This window comes from Aromatoleum anaerobium, assembly GCF_012910705.2.
GTDB lineage: Bacteria > Pseudomonadota > Gammaproteobacteria > Burkholderiales > Rhodocyclaceae > Aromatoleum > Aromatoleum anaerobium.
In genome coordinates this window covers 310,386-324,195 of the sequence record NZ_WTVG02000038.1, presented here as the reverse complement: position 1 = coordinate 324,195, position 13,810 = coordinate 310,386, and the positions used below count along the sequence as shown (strand labels likewise).

At 66.9% G+C, this 13,810-nt stretch carries 13 protein-coding genes; 1 reads left to right on the top strand and 12 read right to left on the bottom strand.

Annotated elements, in window-relative coordinates; genetic code table 11:
• Positions 1 to 2: 2 nt before the first annotated feature.
• From GO606_RS10450 to GO606_RS10400, 11 genes are all read right to left on the bottom strand, one after another.
• A complete protein-coding gene (locus GO606_RS10450) occupies positions 3 to 779 on the bottom strand; it encodes a ferredoxin--NADP reductase (protein WP_169118643.1) in 777 nt (258 codons plus the stop codon).
• A 97-nt stretch (positions 780 to 876) separates the two neighbouring features.
• Positions 877 to 1,668 carry a slipin family protein gene (locus tag GO606_RS10445; protein WP_169118644.1) on the bottom strand — a complete coding sequence of 264 codons (792 nt, stop codon included), beginning with the start codon at positions 1,666 to 1,668 and terminating at the stop codon, positions 877 to 879.
• Positions 1,665 to 3,107, bottom strand: a complete 1,443-nt coding sequence (locus GO606_RS10440; protein ID WP_169118645.1) for an NfeD family protein — start codon at positions 3,105 to 3,107, stop codon at positions 1,665 to 1,667. The genes GO606_RS10445 and GO606_RS10440 overlap by 4 nt, the downstream gene beginning before the upstream one ends.
• Positions 3,108 to 3,297: 190 nt before the next feature.
• Positions 3,298 to 4,554: a nitronate monooxygenase gene (locus tag GO606_RS10435; RefSeq protein ID WP_169118646.1), complete on the bottom strand. Its 1,257-nt coding sequence runs from the start codon at positions 4,552 to 4,554 to the stop codon at positions 3,298 to 3,300.
• Positions 4,555 to 4,710: 156 nt separating this feature from the next.
• Positions 4,711 to 5,991 carry a sulfate adenylyltransferase subunit CysN gene (gene cysN, locus GO606_RS10430; RefSeq protein ID WP_169118647.1) on the bottom strand — a complete coding sequence of 427 codons (1,281 nt, stop codon included), beginning with the start codon at positions 5,989 to 5,991 and terminating at the stop codon, positions 4,711 to 4,713.
• A 44-nt stretch (positions 5,992 to 6,035) separates the two neighbouring features.
• Positions 6,036 to 6,950 (bottom strand): sulfate adenylyltransferase subunit CysD, encoded by a 915-nt coding sequence (cysD, locus tag GO606_RS10425; protein ID WP_169118648.1) that lies wholly within the window; start codon positions 6,948 to 6,950, stop codon positions 6,036 to 6,038.
• Positions 6,951 to 6,959: 9 nt separating this feature from the next.
• Positions 6,960 to 7,106 (bottom strand): hypothetical protein, encoded by a 147-nt coding sequence (locus tag GO606_RS10420; protein WP_169118649.1) that lies wholly within the window; start codon positions 7,104 to 7,106, stop codon positions 6,960 to 6,962.
• Between the two features lie 3 nt (positions 7,107 to 7,109).
• Positions 7,110 to 7,880, bottom strand: a complete 771-nt coding sequence (locus tag GO606_RS10415; protein ID WP_169118650.1) for a phosphoadenylyl-sulfate reductase — start codon at positions 7,878 to 7,880, stop codon at positions 7,110 to 7,112.
• Positions 7,877 to 8,428, bottom strand: coding sequence for a DUF934 domain-containing protein (locus GO606_RS10410; protein WP_169118651.1), 552 nt, complete (start codon positions 8,426 to 8,428; stop codon positions 7,877 to 7,879). Before GO606_RS10410 ends, GO606_RS10415 begins: the two co-directional genes overlap by 4 nt.
• A complete protein-coding gene (locus tag GO606_RS10405; RefSeq protein ID WP_169118652.1) occupies positions 8,421 to 10,106 on the bottom strand; it encodes a nitrite/sulfite reductase in 1,686 nt (561 codons plus the stop codon). Before GO606_RS10405 ends, GO606_RS10410 begins: the two co-directional genes overlap by 8 nt.
• A gap of 38 nt (positions 10,107 to 10,144) precedes the next feature.
• Positions 10,145 to 10,924 (bottom strand): sulfite exporter TauE/SafE family protein, encoded by a 780-nt coding sequence (locus GO606_RS10400; RefSeq protein ID WP_169118653.1) that lies wholly within the window; start codon positions 10,922 to 10,924, stop codon positions 10,145 to 10,147.
• Between the two features lie 106 nt (positions 10,925 to 11,030).
• On the opposite strand from GO606_RS10400, the gene cysB reads away from it, so the two are divergent.
• Positions 11,031 to 11,972 (top strand): HTH-type transcriptional regulator CysB, encoded by a 942-nt coding sequence (gene cysB, locus GO606_RS10395; RefSeq protein WP_169118654.1) that lies wholly within the window; start codon positions 11,031 to 11,033, stop codon positions 11,970 to 11,972.
• A 26-nt stretch (positions 11,973 to 11,998) separates the two neighbouring features.
• Here the strand turns inward: cysB and GO606_RS10390 are convergent, their stop codons facing one another.
• A complete protein-coding gene (locus tag GO606_RS10390) occupies positions 11,999 to 13,738 on the bottom strand; it encodes a cation:proton antiporter domain-containing protein (protein WP_169118655.1) in 1,740 nt (579 codons plus the stop codon).
• Positions 13,739 to 13,810: the final 72 nt, after the last annotated feature.

Genomic DNA, 13,810 nt, shown 5'->3' with positions numbered 1-13,810 from the left:
TCTCACCACATGTTCTCGACGACGAGCTGCGCCGGTGCCGCGCGGCGCGACAGCTTGTAGCCGAGGCGATTGAGCAGTTTGCGCCCGTCATCGACCATCTGCGGATTGCCGCACAGCATGATGCGGCTGCGTTCGTGATCGAGCGGGAAGCCGACCGCGCGTTCGAGTTCGCCGCTCTCGATCAGCGTCGTGATGCGCGCGCTCAGAGCCCCGGCGACGCGCTCCCGCGTGACGACCGGCACGTAGTGCAGCTTGTGCACCACGTCGCCGATCAGCGGATGGTCCACAAGGCGCGCGATCTCGTCGCGGTAGGCAAGTTCGGCGGCGGTGCGCACGCTGTGCACCAAGACGATCCGCTCATAGTCGGTCCAGGTGCTGCGGTCATGCAGAATCGAGATGAACGGCGCGAGCCCGGTGCCGGTCGCGAGCAGCCACAGGTCGCGCCCGCTTTCGAAACGGTCCGTCGTCAGGAAGCCGTAGTTCATCTTCTCGACGAAAATCTCGTTCCCTTCGGCGAGCCGGGCGAGGCGGCTCGTGAATTCTCCGTCCTGCACGACGATCGAATAAAACTCGAGGTGTTCGTCGTACGGCGCGGAGACCATCGAATACGCGCGCCAGACGATCAAGCCATCCTCCTTTCGCAGCCCGAGGCGGGCGAACTGCCCCGGCACGAAGCGGAACGCCGGGTCGCGCGTGGTGCGGAAGCTGAACAAATGCGGCGTCCAGCGCCGGATCGCGGTGATGCGCTCGGCGGTGAAGCGGTCGGCTGGCAAGGACATCGGCAGCTCCGTCGGGAGTGGCTAATGTTGATTAAAATACTCGGGTATTGTTTTGCGGGCAATACGCCCGGCCTCGGCAGGTCGGTCCCGGCCAGGTTCAGGCCTGCGGCGGATGGGGCGACACGGCGCGCTGGGCGCCGGCTTCGAGGAATCCCTTGAGAAGATCGACCGGCACCGGGAAGACGATCGTCGAGGACTTGTCGCCGGCGACCTGCGTCAGCGTCTGCAGATAGCGCAGCTGCATCGCCGCGGGCTGGCGCGACAGGATCTCGGCGGCGGCCATCAGGCTTTCGGCCGCCTGCTTCTCGCCTTCGGCGTGGATGACCTTCGCGCGCCGCTCGCGCTCGGCCTCGGCCTGGCGGGCGATCGCCCGGATCATGCTTTCGTTGAGGTCGATGTGCTTGATCTCGACGATCGTCACCTTGATGCCCCACGCGTCGGTCTGCGCGTCGAGGATCTGCTGCACGTCGATATTCAGCCGTTCGCGTTCGGCCAGCATCTCGTCGAGTTCGTGCTTGCCGAGCACCGCGCGCAGCGTCGTCTGCGCAAGCTGGCTGGTCGCGACGATGAAGTTCTCGACCTGGATGATCGCCTTCTGCGGGTCGACGACGCGGAAGAACACGATCGCGTTGACCTTCACCGAGACGTTGTCGCGCGAGATCACGTCCTGGCTCGGCACGTCCATCGTCACGACGCGCAGATCGACCTTGACCATCTGCTGCACGCCCGGAATCACCAGGACGAGACCCGGACCCTTGACCTTCCAGAAGCGTCCGAGCATGAAGATCACGCCGCGCTCATATTCCCGCAGGATCCTGATCGCACTGACGACGAGCGCGATCAGGATCAGCAGGACGGTGCCCAAGCCGAGGTTGAAGTCGTACATCATCGGGAACTCCTTTCGATCGCAGAATGGGTGGGTGCGAGTCGTTCGACGTGCAGCGTCAGGCCGCTGATGCCGACGACGCGCACCCGGTCGCCCGGAGCGAGGGGGTCCGGTGCCGTGACGCGCCACGATTCGCCCTGCACCTGCGCCCAGCTGCCGTCGCCGGACACGACCGTGACCGTGCCGAGGCTGCCCACCAGCGCTTCGCGGCCGCTGACGACGACCCGCTTGCGGGTTCGCGCGGCAAGGCTGCCTACGCCGAGGATCAGCGCGGCGCTGACGAGCGCGAGGCCGATGATGAATGGCAGGGGGATGCCGAAGCCGGGCGCCTCGGTGTCCATCAGGAACAGGCCGCCGACGACGAAGGCGACGATGCCGCCGACGCCGAGCGCGCCGAAGCTCGGCAGGAAGGCTTCGGCGAGCATCAGCGTCGCGCCGATCGCGATCAGCGCGACACCTGCCCAGTTGACCGGCAGCAACTGGAACGCATACAGCGCGACCAGCAGGCAGATCAGCCCGGCGACCCCGGGGACGCCGAAGCCCGGGCTGGTGAATTCGAAGAACAGACCGTAGATGCCGATCATCATCAGCACCAGCGCGAGTTGCGGATTCGAGAGGATCGACAGGACGCGGTTGCGCCAGTCGGGCACGATCCGTTCGACCTCGGCGCCCGCGGTGGCCAGCTGCACCACGTTGCCGCTGTCGAGCTTCACGGTGCGGCCGTCAATCCGCGCCAGCAGATCTTTCAGGTCGCTCGCGACCACATCGATGACGCCCCCCTTGAGCGCTTCGTCGGCCGACAGGCTGGCCGCCTCCCGCACCGCGCGTTCGGCGAAGTCTGCGTCGCGGCCGCGAAGCTGGGCGAGGCTGCGCAGATAGGCGGCGGCGTCGTTCTCGATCTTGGCCATCATCGCGTCGCCACGCCGTGGTTTTGGCGCGGCGGCCTTGCCGGCACTGTCGCCATCCTTGCCGGGCTGCGTGGTCGCCGGGTCATCGTCTTCGGCAGGCGGCTTTCCGCTTCCGGGGGCACCGATCGCGACCGGCGTCGCGGCGCCCAGATTCGTCGCCGGTGCCATCGCGGCGATGTGGCTCGCATAAAGGATGTAGGTGCCCGCGCTGGCGGCGCGCGCGCCGCCCGGGCTGACGTAAGTCGCGATCGGTATCGGGGACGCGAGGATTTCGCGGATGATGACGCGCATCGAGGCGTCGAGCCCGCCGGGAGTGTCCATCTCGATGACGACGAGCCGGGCGTTCTCGGAGCGCGCGCGTGCCAAGCCGCGGCTGACGAAGTCGGAGGTTGCCGGGCCGATGACGCCGTCCAGGCGCAGCGCAACCACCTTTGCCGCCGCCGGCGGCGCTTCAGCCGCTCGCCCGTCGGCAGGCAGGCCGAGGCCGAGCAGCAGAAAAAGCAGGGTGCACAGTCGTCGCAGCGCAGCGTGCATGCGGGTTCCTTCGGACGCCGATGCACGCGTGCGAGGGGCAATGCGCCGTGCATCCGCTCGTCTGAGTGTAGCGCGGGGGAAGCGTTCCCGCTGACAGGGGCGGACGACGGGCTGCGCGCCCGCCGGGAAGCGAAAAAGGGAGCGCCCGCCGTGGGGGGGCGGGCGCTCCTTTCAGGCGGTCCGGGCGGCTTCAGGCCTGTTCGGGCGGAGGCAGCGCGATGCGGTTGTCCTTGCTGTACTGGTAGTCGTGGAAGATGTGTTCCGCGCTGAGGATCTGGTACGTGCCGTCCGGCCGCCGGTGCGTCGTGTCCTTGAGCCGGTACGTGTAGTGGCCGCAAGTCCAGCAGTCGAAGTTGCGCATGTGCGTGCACAGGCAGGTCTTGTCCATCACGCGCAGGCGGCGCGCGTCCGGGTGCGCGGCGAGCTCGCGGTTGTAGACGGTGATGTACGCGCAGTTGCCGTTCGCGTCGAGCAGGTAGCCGTAGGCCTCGCAGTTCGGGCGGATGCCGGCGCCGATCGAGGGGCTGCTCTTGAGCATGCGCATCGGGTAGCCGGTGGGCGAGGTGTTGTTGACCTCGATGTCTTCTTCATGCGCGCCGAAGTAGTGCTGCTGCACTGCCGGCGGCAGCCCGCATTCGTGCGACACGGTGAAGCGCGTCGCGACCTGCACCGCGGCGGCGCCGGCATCGAGGAAGGACACCGCGTCGCTGCCGGTGAAGATACCGCCGGCCGGGATCAGCGGGATGTCGAGTTTTTCGGCCTTCAGGTACTCCTGGATTTCGGCGACGATCGCGTGCAGGTCGTACTGCGCCCAGTCCATGCCGAAGCCGAGATGGCCGCCGGCGAGCGGGCCTTCGACGACGACGTAGTCGGGCAGGCGGTTGGTGCGCGCCGACTTGCGCAGGAACAGCAGCAGCGCGCGCAGCGACGACACGATGATGCCGAGCTTGACGTCGCGAAAGCGCGGGTGATCCTCGATCAGCGCGAACGAACCCAGGTGCAGGCCGGCGGCGAGCGTGATGCCGTCGATGCCGGCGTCCAGAGCCGAGCGCAGGCGCACACGCAGCGTGTCCTTGGGCCCGTTCATCGTCAGCTTTTCCATGCAGTTGATGAAGATCAGGCCGTCGCCGCGCTTGCGCTCCATCGTCCGGCGCACATGCGTTTCCGTCGCTTCGGCGAGCAGGCCGAGGTCGAACTGCACTTCGGACTTGTCGGCGTTCGCGACGTTGTACTTGTAGAACTTGAGCTTGTCGCGCACGTACTTCGTGTCGTAGCGGCGGTCGCTGACAGTCGGGACCATCGCGTCCGAGATATGCCCGATGCCGCCGAGTCGCGCGGCTTCGAGCGACAGGTCCGACGTCGAGATGTCGACGCCCATCCCGCCAATCATGATCGGCACATATTCCCTGCTGCCGAACCGCAGGCGAAAGTCATCGACAGATTTCATGTTCGTCTTCTATGTTGCTCGCTGTGCCCTGCAGCTGGAAATCGGGCAAGCCGCCATTTTCCCACACGCCGGGGGTCGACGGGGAAGGCGTTGCGCCCCCGGCGCCGTGAGGGCGCCGGGGGCGGCAGGGGATGCAGGTGTTCAGGCAGGGCAGGTTCAGCGGATCATTCCGGCACCGACGGTGTTGTTCGTGCTTTCATCGATGACGATGAAAGCGCCGGTTGCGCGATTGTCGGTGTAAGGGTCGGCGAAAACCGGCTGGGCGAGTTTGAGTGTCAGGTTCGCGATATCGTTCATCGCGAGCGTCGTCACGGGTTCATGTTCCAGCGTGTTGACGTCGAGCCGGTAGTCGATCTTCGCGATCTTCGCCTTCACTTCGCGCGTCGTGTGGCGCAGCAGGTAAGTACGTGCCGGTGACATCGGGGTTTCGGACAGCCAGCACATGGTGGCGTCGATCTCCTTCAGCGCCTGCGGCTGCTCGGCGCTCTTGACGATCATGTCGCCGCGCGAGATGTCGATTTCGTCGGCCAGCAGCAGCGTGACCGACTGTTCGTGGATCGCGCGCAACTGGCTCACGCCGCCGATCTGGATGTCGCGGACAGAACTGATGCGCCCCGACGGCAGCACGGTGACGGCGTCGCCGATGGCAATCTCGCCGGACTCGACCCGCCCCATGAAGCCGCGGTAGTCGTGCAGCTCCGGGTTCGCCGAATCGTGCGGGCGGCAGACGAACTGCACCGGGAAGCGGAAGTTCTCGGCCTGCTCGGTGTGCGCGGCGGGCACCGTCTCGAGGATTTCGAGCAGCGTCGGGCCGTCGTACCACGACAGCCGCTCGCCGCGGTCGACGATCATGTCGCCGTTGAGCGCCGACAGCGGGATGAAGCGCACGTCCTTGATGCCGAGCTTGGCCCCAAAGGCGAGGTAGTCCGCCTTGATGCGCTCGAACACGGCCTCGTCGTAGTCGACGAGGTCCATCTTGTTGACGGCGACGACCAGGTGCGGGATGCCGACGAGGCTGGCGAGGTAGGAGTGGCGGCGCGTCTGCGTCAGCACGCCCTTCCTGGCATCGACGAGGATGATCGCGAGGTTCGCGGTCGAGGCGGCAGTCACCATGTTGCGCGTGTACTGCTCGTGGCCGGGCGCGTCGGCGATGATGTACTTGCGGGTGCCGGTCGAGAAGTAGCGGTAGGCGACGTCGATCGTGATGCCCTGTTCGCGCTCGGCCTGCAGGCCGTCGGTGAGCAGCGACAGATCGACGGCGGTCATGCCGCGCTTGGCCGAGGTCTTTTCGATTGCGTGGAGCGTGTCGGCGAGGATCGTCTTGGTGTCGAACAGCAGGCGGCCGATCAGGGTGCTCTTGCCGTCGTCGACGCTGCCGCAGGTCAGGAAGCGCAGCAGGCCGTGGTCGGTGTCGGGCAGGTTTTCAAGGGCGGACATGGTCATGGTTCCTTCAGTATTCGGTGGCGATGCGGGACGGCGCGTCAGAAATACCCTTCCTTCTTCCGCTGCTCCATCGAGGCGTCCGAAGTCTGGTCGTCCATCCGCGTCGCGCCGCGTTCGGTGATCGTCGTCGTCGCGGTCTCGAGGAGAATCTTCGCGACGGTGTCGGCATCGGATTCGACCGGGGCCGTGCAGGTGATGTCGCCGACGGTGCGAAAGCGCACCTGGACGTTTTCCACCACGTCGCCGGGCTTCGCCGGGGTGACGTCGGTGACCGGCTGCAGCAGGCCGTTCTTGCGCACGACCGGGCGGACGTGCGCGAAGTAGATCGACGGCAGTTCGAGCTGCTCGCGCTCGATGTACTGCCACACGTCGAGCTCGGTCCAGTTGCTGATCGGGAACGCGCGGATGTTCTCGCCCTTGTGGCTGCGCGCGTTGAAGAGATTCCACAGCTCGGGGCGCTGGTTCTTCGGGTCCCACTGGCCGAACTCGTCGCGGAAACTCATGATCCGCTCCTTCGCGCGCGCCTTTTCCTCGTCGCGCCGCGCGCCGCCGATGCAGGCGTTGAAACCGAATTCCTCGATCGCCTCGAGCAGCGTCACCGACTGATGCTTGTTGCGCGACTCGTCCGGCGTCTTCAGCACCACCGTGCCGCGCGCCATCGAATCCTCGACCGAGCGCACGATCAGCCGCTCGCCGAGCTCGGCGGCGCGCTTGTCGCGGAAGTCGGTCACTTCCTTATAGTTGTGGCCGGTGTCGATGTGCATCAGCGGGAACGGGAAGCGGCCCGGACGGAAAGCCTTTTCGGCGAGCCGCAGCATGCAGATCGAGTCCTTGCCGCCGGAAAACAGCAGCACCGGATTCGAGCACTGGCCGGCGACTTCGCGCAGGATGTGGATCGCCTCGGCTTCGAGCCAGTCGAGATGGGTCAGGGTTTGTCTGGTCAGCGTGGACATGGTGGTTTCTTAACGTTTGATGTTCGAGGCGCGCAGCGCGCGCAATGCGGCTTTCAGCCCGGCACGCAGCGCCGAGAGGCGGCGGCGCAGGCCGGGACGCGAGTACGGGGCGGCAGCCGAGAGGTGCGCAGTGGCGTCGTCGAGGCAGCGATTCATGGCTCAGCCCTTCTTGACGTGCAGCCCGCATTCCTTCGACGCGGGATCTTCCCACCACCAGCGCCCGGCGCGGACGTCCTCGCCGAGCGCAATTGCGCGCGTGCAGGGCGCGCAGCCGATGCTCGGGTAGAACTGGTCGTGCAGCGCGTTGTACGGCACTTCGTGGATGCGGATGTAGGCCCACACTTCGGCCTCGGACCAGTCCGACAGCGGGTTGAGCTTCTCGAGCCCGTTGCCGGCATCGAACTCGCGCAGCGGCAGGCCGCTGCGAGTGACCGACTGGGCGGCGCGCAGGCCGGTGATCCACGCCTTTTTCCCGGCCAGCGCGCGGCGCAGCGGTTCCATCTTGCGCACGCCGCAGCACGCCTTGCGCAACTCGACCGAGTCGTAGAACGCGTTGATGCCGTGCGTGCGGACGTGGTTTTCGACCGCCGTCGCGTCGGGGAAGAAGATCTTCAGCTTCGCGCCGTAACGCTGTTCCACTTCGCCGATCAGGGTGTAGGTCTCGGCCGGCAGACGGCCGGTGTCGAGCGAGAAGATCTCGATCGGGAGCCGTTCGCGCAGGATCAGGTCGGTCAGCACCATGTCTTCGGCGCCGAAGCTGTTCGCGAACGTCAGCTCGCCGGCCGAACCGAACTCGGCGGCCGCGGCGCGCAGGAACTCGAGCGCCGCGGCGGACTTCGTTGCAACGCTCGCGCGCAACGCGTCGCTCAGTTCCGGGCGGGTCGCCGGGTTCGCCGCTGCCGGGCGCAACAGCGTCACGGCGCCGGTCACGATTTCACCTGCGGCGGGATGCCGCGGGCGACGCGGCGGAACAGCGGCTGCGGATGCGTGACCGATGCCTGGTAAGGCGCGGTGAAATCGGCGAGGCTCGCGGTCGCCGCTTCGAGCTGCTCGTCGGTGTACCGGCCGGCGCGCGGCTGCAGCGCGTCGAAGCCGCAGCGCGTGAGGTAGTTGAACTGGTCGCGCAGCACGTCGCCGATCGCGCGCAATTCGCCGCTGTAGCCGTAGCGGGTGCGCAGCAGCGTCGCGGTCGAGTAGCCGCGCCCGTCGGTGAACTTCGGGAAGTCGATGCCGATGACCGCAAAGCGCGCGGCGTCGTCCGCGAGCGCCTCCGGCCCCTCGCTGCTGTTGAGCCATACGCCCAGTTCGCCGCTGTCGGCGCGGCCGGCAAGCTCTTCGCGACGCGCCTGCCACACCGCGAGCGGGACGAGCACGCGTCCGGCGGGCACGGCGGCACCGGGCGCGGTTTCGCCTTCGGCGAGCGTGACGATCTGCCAGTCGTCGGCAACGACCCGGCCGTTCTTGATCAACTTAGGCATGAGCCACCTTCCTTTGCGTCTGGACTGCGCTGCCGTAGACCCGTTGCTTGAACGGCTCGATGCCGAGACGATGCACCGTGTCGACGAAGCGCTCGTCCGCGTGGCGGTATTCGATGTACGTTTCGATGAGTTTCTCGACGACGTCGGCCATGTCGGCGCGCGCGAACGACGGGCCGATGACCTTGCCGAGCGCGGTCGCGTTGCCCTGCTCGCCGCCGATCGTCACCTGGTACCACTCCTCGCCGTTCTTGTCGACGCCGAGGATGCCGATGTTGCCGACGTGGTGGTGGCCGCAGGCGTTCATGCAGCCCGAGATGTTGATGTCGATGTCGCCGATGTCGTAGAGATAGTCGAGGTCATCGAAGCGCTGCTGGATCGCCTGCGCGATCGGGATCGACTTCGCGTTCGCGAGGCTGCAGAAGTCGCCGCCCGGACAGCAGATGATGTCGGTCAAGAGGCCGATGTTGGGCGTCGCGAGGCCGGCGTCGCGCGCGAGCTCCCACAGCGTGTGCAGGTCCGACAGCTTGACGTCGGCGAGGACGACGTTCTGCTCGTGCGTCATGCGCGCTTCGCCGAAGCTGAAGCGGTCGGCCCAGTCGGCGACGAGGTCCATCTGTTCGGCGCTGATGTCGCCTGGCGCCACGCCGGTCTTCTTCAGCGACAGTGTCACCGACGCGTAGCCGGGCACCTTGTGCGCGCGCACGTTGCGCTTGACCCACGCGGCGAACGGCTTGCTGTCGGCGAGCTGCGCCTCGTAGAGCGCATTGCGCCCGGGCAGCGTCTCGTAGTCCGGGTCGACGAAGTGCGCCGCGACGCGCTGCACTTCGGCTTCGGTCAGCGTGTTCGGACCGTCCTTGACGTGCGCCCATTCCTCTTCGACCTGGCGCGCGAACTCCTCGGCGCCGAGCGCCTTGACGAGGATCTTGATGCGCGCCTTCCACACGTTGTCGCGTCGGCCGTAGCGGTTATAGACGCGCAGGATCGACTCGCAGTAGGTGATCAGGTGCTGCCACGGCACGAAGCTCGCGATCTCCTCGCCGAGGATCGGCGTGCGGCCGAGGCCGCCGCCGACCAGCACGCGAAAACCGATGTTGCCGTCGGCGTCGCGCTTGAGGTCGAGGCCGATGTCGTAGATCCGCACCACGACGCGGTCTTCGGTCGCGCCGTTCAGCGCGATTTTGAACTTGCGCGGCAGGTAGGCGAACTCCGGATTGTAGGTCGCCCACTGGCGCAGGATCTCGGCCCACGGGCGCGGATCGACGATTTCATCGGCGGCGACGCCGGCGAACGCATCGGCGGTGATGTTGCGGATGTCGTTGCCCGAAGTCTGGTTCGCGTGCATCTGCACGGTCGCCAGTTCGCCGAGCATGTCGGGGATGGCTTCCAGCGGCGACCAGTTGAACTGCACGTTCGTGCGCGTCGTGAAATGCGCGTAGCCGCGGTCGTAGGTGCGCGCGAGGTGCGCGAGCTTGCGCAGCTGGCGGCTCGCGAGGTGGCCGTACGGCACCGAGATGCGGAACATCGGGGCGTGGCGCTGGATGTACAGGCCGTTCTGCAGCCGCAGCGGACGGAACTCGTCGTCGGAGAGTTCGCCGGCAAGATGGCGGCGCATCTGGTCGCGAAACTGCACGACGCGTTCGTCGAGAAGCTGCTGGTCATAGTCGTCGTATCGGTACATCGCGTCTCTCTCGTTGAATACCTGTTACCTGTTGCAGCTCAGTGGCTGATCAGCTTGGCGCCGACCAGCACCAGCATCGTTGCCAGGATCGGGCGCAGCACCCGGTCCGGGACTTTCGTCGAAACATGGCTGCCGAGCCAGATGCCGGGGAGCGAGCCGACGATCAGGCTGCCGAGCAGGAACCAATCCACGCTGCCGAGCATCCAGTGGCCGAGGCCGGCGACCAGCGTCAGCGGCACCGCGTGCGCGATGTCGGAGCCGACGATGCGCAGCGCCGGCATCGCCGGATACAGGAAGAACAGCGCGGTCACGCCGAGCGCCCCGGCCCCGACCGATGAAATCGACACCAGCACGCCGAGCACCGCGCCGACCAGCACCGTCAGCCGCGCGGTGCGCACCGGATTCGACGTGTTGCCGAAGCGCGCCAGCGCATACGCCTGGATCTGCTTGCGCAAGATCAGCGCCACCGCCGTCAGCACGAGGGCGACGCCCAGCGCGACCTTGATCAGGCTCGTCGCGCCTTCCATGCCGCCGGGCGCGAACGTGCCTATGAGCAACAGCGTGATCACCGCCGCGGGAAGGCTGCCGCTGGCGAGCTGCCGCGTGACCCGCCAGTCGACCGTTCCCTTCAGTCCGTGGGCGAGGGTGCCGCCGGTCTTCGTGATCGCCGCGTACAGCAGGTCGGTGCCGACCGCGACCGAAGGGTGGATGCCGAACATCAGCACCAGCAGGGGCGTCATCAGGGAGCCGCCACCGACGCCGGTGAGTCCGACGACAGCGCCAACAGCAAATCCGGCAACGGTGTAGGCAAAGTCCATGAGATGCGTCTTCTTGTATGGTGCGGCGCATCGTAAAACGGATTACTAGATGCAAAAAGCCAGTTGGCGTTAGACTCTAAGAAGAATTGGTTATAAGGGTCCCTGGATGAACCTCCAGCAATTGCGTTACATCTACGAAGTCGCCCGGCGCGGGCTGAATGTGTCGGAGGCCGCCGAGGCGCTGTTCACGTCCCAGCCCGGCGTATCCAAGCAGATCCGGCTGTTCGAGACGGAGCTCGGCGTCGACGTGTTCGTACGCCACGGCAAGCGCCTCGTCGCGGTCACCGATCCCGGCCGCCAGGTTCTCGCGCTCGCCGAACGGGTGCTGCGCGACATCGACAGCCTGCGCCAGGTGGGCGACGAGTTTACCAATGAGTCGGCCGGGAGTCTTTCGATTGCGACGACGCACACCCAGGCTCGCTACGTGCTGCCGCGCATCATCCGCGATTTCATGCAGCGCTTTCCGCAAGTCAAGCTGTCGCTGCACCAAGGCAGTCCGCGCCAGGTGTGCGACATGGTGATGTCCGGCGAAGCCGATCTCGCGATCGCGACCGAGGCGATCGCCGACTACGACGACCTGGTGATGCTGCCCTGCTACCAGTGGAACCGCTGTATCGTCGCGACGCCGCGCCACCCGATCCTCAAGGAGCATCCGCTGACCCTCGAGGCCATCGCGCGCTACCCGCTCATCACCTACGACGACGCCTTCACCGGCCGCAGCCTGATCAACAAGGCTTTCCTCGGCCGCGGCCTGCGCCCGAACGTCGTGCTCACCGCGCTCGATTCGGACGTCATCAAGACTTATGTGTCGATGGACCTCGGCATCGGCATCCTCGCGCGCATGGCGTTCGATGCCGCAGCCGACAAGACTCTCGGCATGAGCGATGCGGCGCACCTGTTCGAGTCGAGCACGACGCGTGTCGGCCTGCGCCGCAATGCGTATCTGCGCGGCTATGTGTACGCGTTCATCGAGCTGTTCGCGCCGCACCTGACACGCCGCATGATCGACGTCGCGCTCGCCGGCGGCGGCGAGGATTACGGCATGTGACAAGGCGGCCGGTGACGAGGCCGGCTTCAGGCCGGAAGAAACGATTCGATGCGCCGCTTGCGCTCCTGGTCGAGCAGGCGCGTCGCGACGTCGCCCGGCACGCCGAGCGTCTCGAACACCGAGCCGGCGAGCTGCAGCCCGGATTCGAGCGTCTCCGGGATCACGACCGAAGCGCCGGCGTCGCGCAAGGTCGCGGCGTGCGCCTCGTCGCGGGCACGCGCGGCGATGCGGATGTTCGGCGACGTCGCCCGTATGCCCTTGACCGCATGCACGGCCGCCGCCGTGTGGTCCATCGTCAGCACCACCGCGACGGCGCGTTCGAGGTGGAACTTGCGCAGCAGCTCGGGCCGGCTCGCGTCGCCGAAATACACCGGTGCGCCTTTCGCGCGCTGGCGGGCGACGAGCCTGGCATCGGTTTCGATCGCGACGTGCGGGATGCCCTGTTCGTCGAGCAGTTCGCCGATCATCTGTCCGACCCGGCCGTAGCCGGCGATGACGACATGGCCGCTGAGTTCGACGAGGTTCTCCGCGGCGATCGTCGAGTTCCTGCCGAGCCGTGCATCGATCGCGTCGCCGAGCTTGCGCCCGAGCAGCGACAGCGGCGGGGTGACGAGCATCGACAGGCTGACGACCAGCAGCATGAAGTGGCCGATCGGGTGCGCGATGATCCCCAGCCCCAGGGCCATGCCGATGACGATGAACGCGAATTCCCCGCCCTGGCACAGCATGATGCCGCCTTCGGCCGCCCGTCCCCACGTCAGGCCGAAGATCCTGAACAGGGCGAGCACGATCAGGGCCTTCAGCGCCATCAGGCCGACGACCGAGAGCGGCAGCAGCAGCGGTTCGGCGAGAATCGCCGTGACGTCGATGCCCATGCCGACCGACATGAAAAAAACCCCCATCAGCAGGCCCTTGAACGGCTCGATCGTGACTTCGACTTCGTGGCGGAACTCGGTCTCGGCGATCAGGAGGCCGGCGAGCAGCGCGCCGAGTTCCATCGACAGCCCCGCCGCGCGGGTCAGCAGCGCGACGCCGAGCGTCGTCAGCAGCGTCAGCGCCATGAAGGATTCCGCCTGTCGGTTTGCGGCGATCTGGTGGAACAGCGGGCGCACGACGCGCCGGCCGACGACATAGATCAGCGCGATCGTCGCGGCCCCTTTCGCCGCGGCGAGGCCGAGCAGCCCGGCGAAGTTGCCGCCCGCGTCCTGCGCGAGAATCGTCACCAGCACCAGCAGCGGCACGACCGCGAGATCCTGCAGCAGCAGCACCGAGAACGTCGCCTGGCCCAGAGGCGTGCCCAGTTCGCGCCGCTGCGACAGCAACTGCATGACGACCGCGGTCGACGAGAAGCCGAGCACGCCGCCGAGCACGACCGACGCTTCCAGGCCGTTGCCGAACGCGTACGCGGTGGCGCCGATGACAAGCGCAGTGATGCCGACCTGCAGGCTGCCGAGCCCGAACACGAGCCGCCGCATCGCCCACAGCCGGTCGACCGACATCTCGAGCCCGATCATGAACATCAGGAAGATCACGCCGAACTCGGCGAAGACCTCGACGTCCTCGGTGCGCCCGAACGTCAGGTACCCGAGCCACGGCGTCGCCGCGGTGAACCGCCCGAGGCCGAACGGCCCGACGACCATGCCGACGGCGAGGAAGCCGAGCACCGGATTGATGCGGCTGCGCTGCAGCAGCGGGATCAGTACTCCGGCCAGGACGAGGAACAGGATGATTTCGCGCAGGAAGGCGGGAGCGGCGTGGGCGTCCATTACCCGGGACTTGTAGTGGTGGGCGACGCGCGAGTTTAGCGGAACAGTATCGTCATGCCGCGAAATTGCGCG

Coding starts and splice junctions, on each gene's coding strand:
- GO606_RS10450 (WP_169118643.1), bottom strand. CDS start 779: ATGTCCTTGCCAGCCGACCGCTTCACCGCCGAGCGCATCACCGCGATC.
- GO606_RS10445 (WP_169118644.1), bottom strand. CDS start 1,668: ATGATGTACGACTTCAACCTCGGCTTGGGCACCGTCCTGCTGATCCTG.
- GO606_RS10440 (WP_169118645.1), bottom strand. CDS start 3,107: ATGCACGCTGCGCTGCGACGACTGTGCACCCTGCTTTTTCTGCTGCTC.
- GO606_RS10435 (WP_169118646.1), bottom strand. CDS start 4,554: ATGAAATCTGTCGATGACTTTCGCCTGCGGTTCGGCAGCAGGGAATAT.
- cysN (WP_169118647.1), bottom strand. CDS start 5,991: ATGTCCGCCCTTGAAAACCTGCCCGACACCGACCACGGCCTGCTGCGC.
- cysD (WP_169118648.1), bottom strand. CDS start 6,950: ATGTCCACGCTGACCAGACAAACCCTGACCCATCTCGACTGGCTCGAA.
- GO606_RS10420 (WP_169118649.1), bottom strand. CDS start 7,106: ATGAATCGCTGCCTCGACGACGCCACTGCGCACCTCTCGGCTGCCGCC.
- GO606_RS10410 (WP_169118651.1), bottom strand. CDS start 8,428: ATGCCTAAGTTGATCAAGAACGGCCGGGTCGTTGCCGACGACTGGCAG.
- GO606_RS10405 (WP_169118652.1), bottom strand. CDS start 10,106: ATGTACCGATACGACGACTATGACCAGCAGCTTCTCGACGAACGCGTC.
- GO606_RS10400 (WP_169118653.1), bottom strand. CDS start 10,924: ATGGACTTTGCCTACACCGTTGCCGGATTTGCTGTTGGCGCTGTCGTC.
- cysB (WP_169118654.1), top strand. CDS start 11,031: ATGAACCTCCAGCAATTGCGTTACATCTACGAAGTCGCCCGGCGCGGG.
- GO606_RS10390 (WP_169118655.1), bottom strand. CDS start 13,738: ATGGACGCCCACGCCGCTCCCGCCTTCCTGCGCGAAATCATCCTGTTC.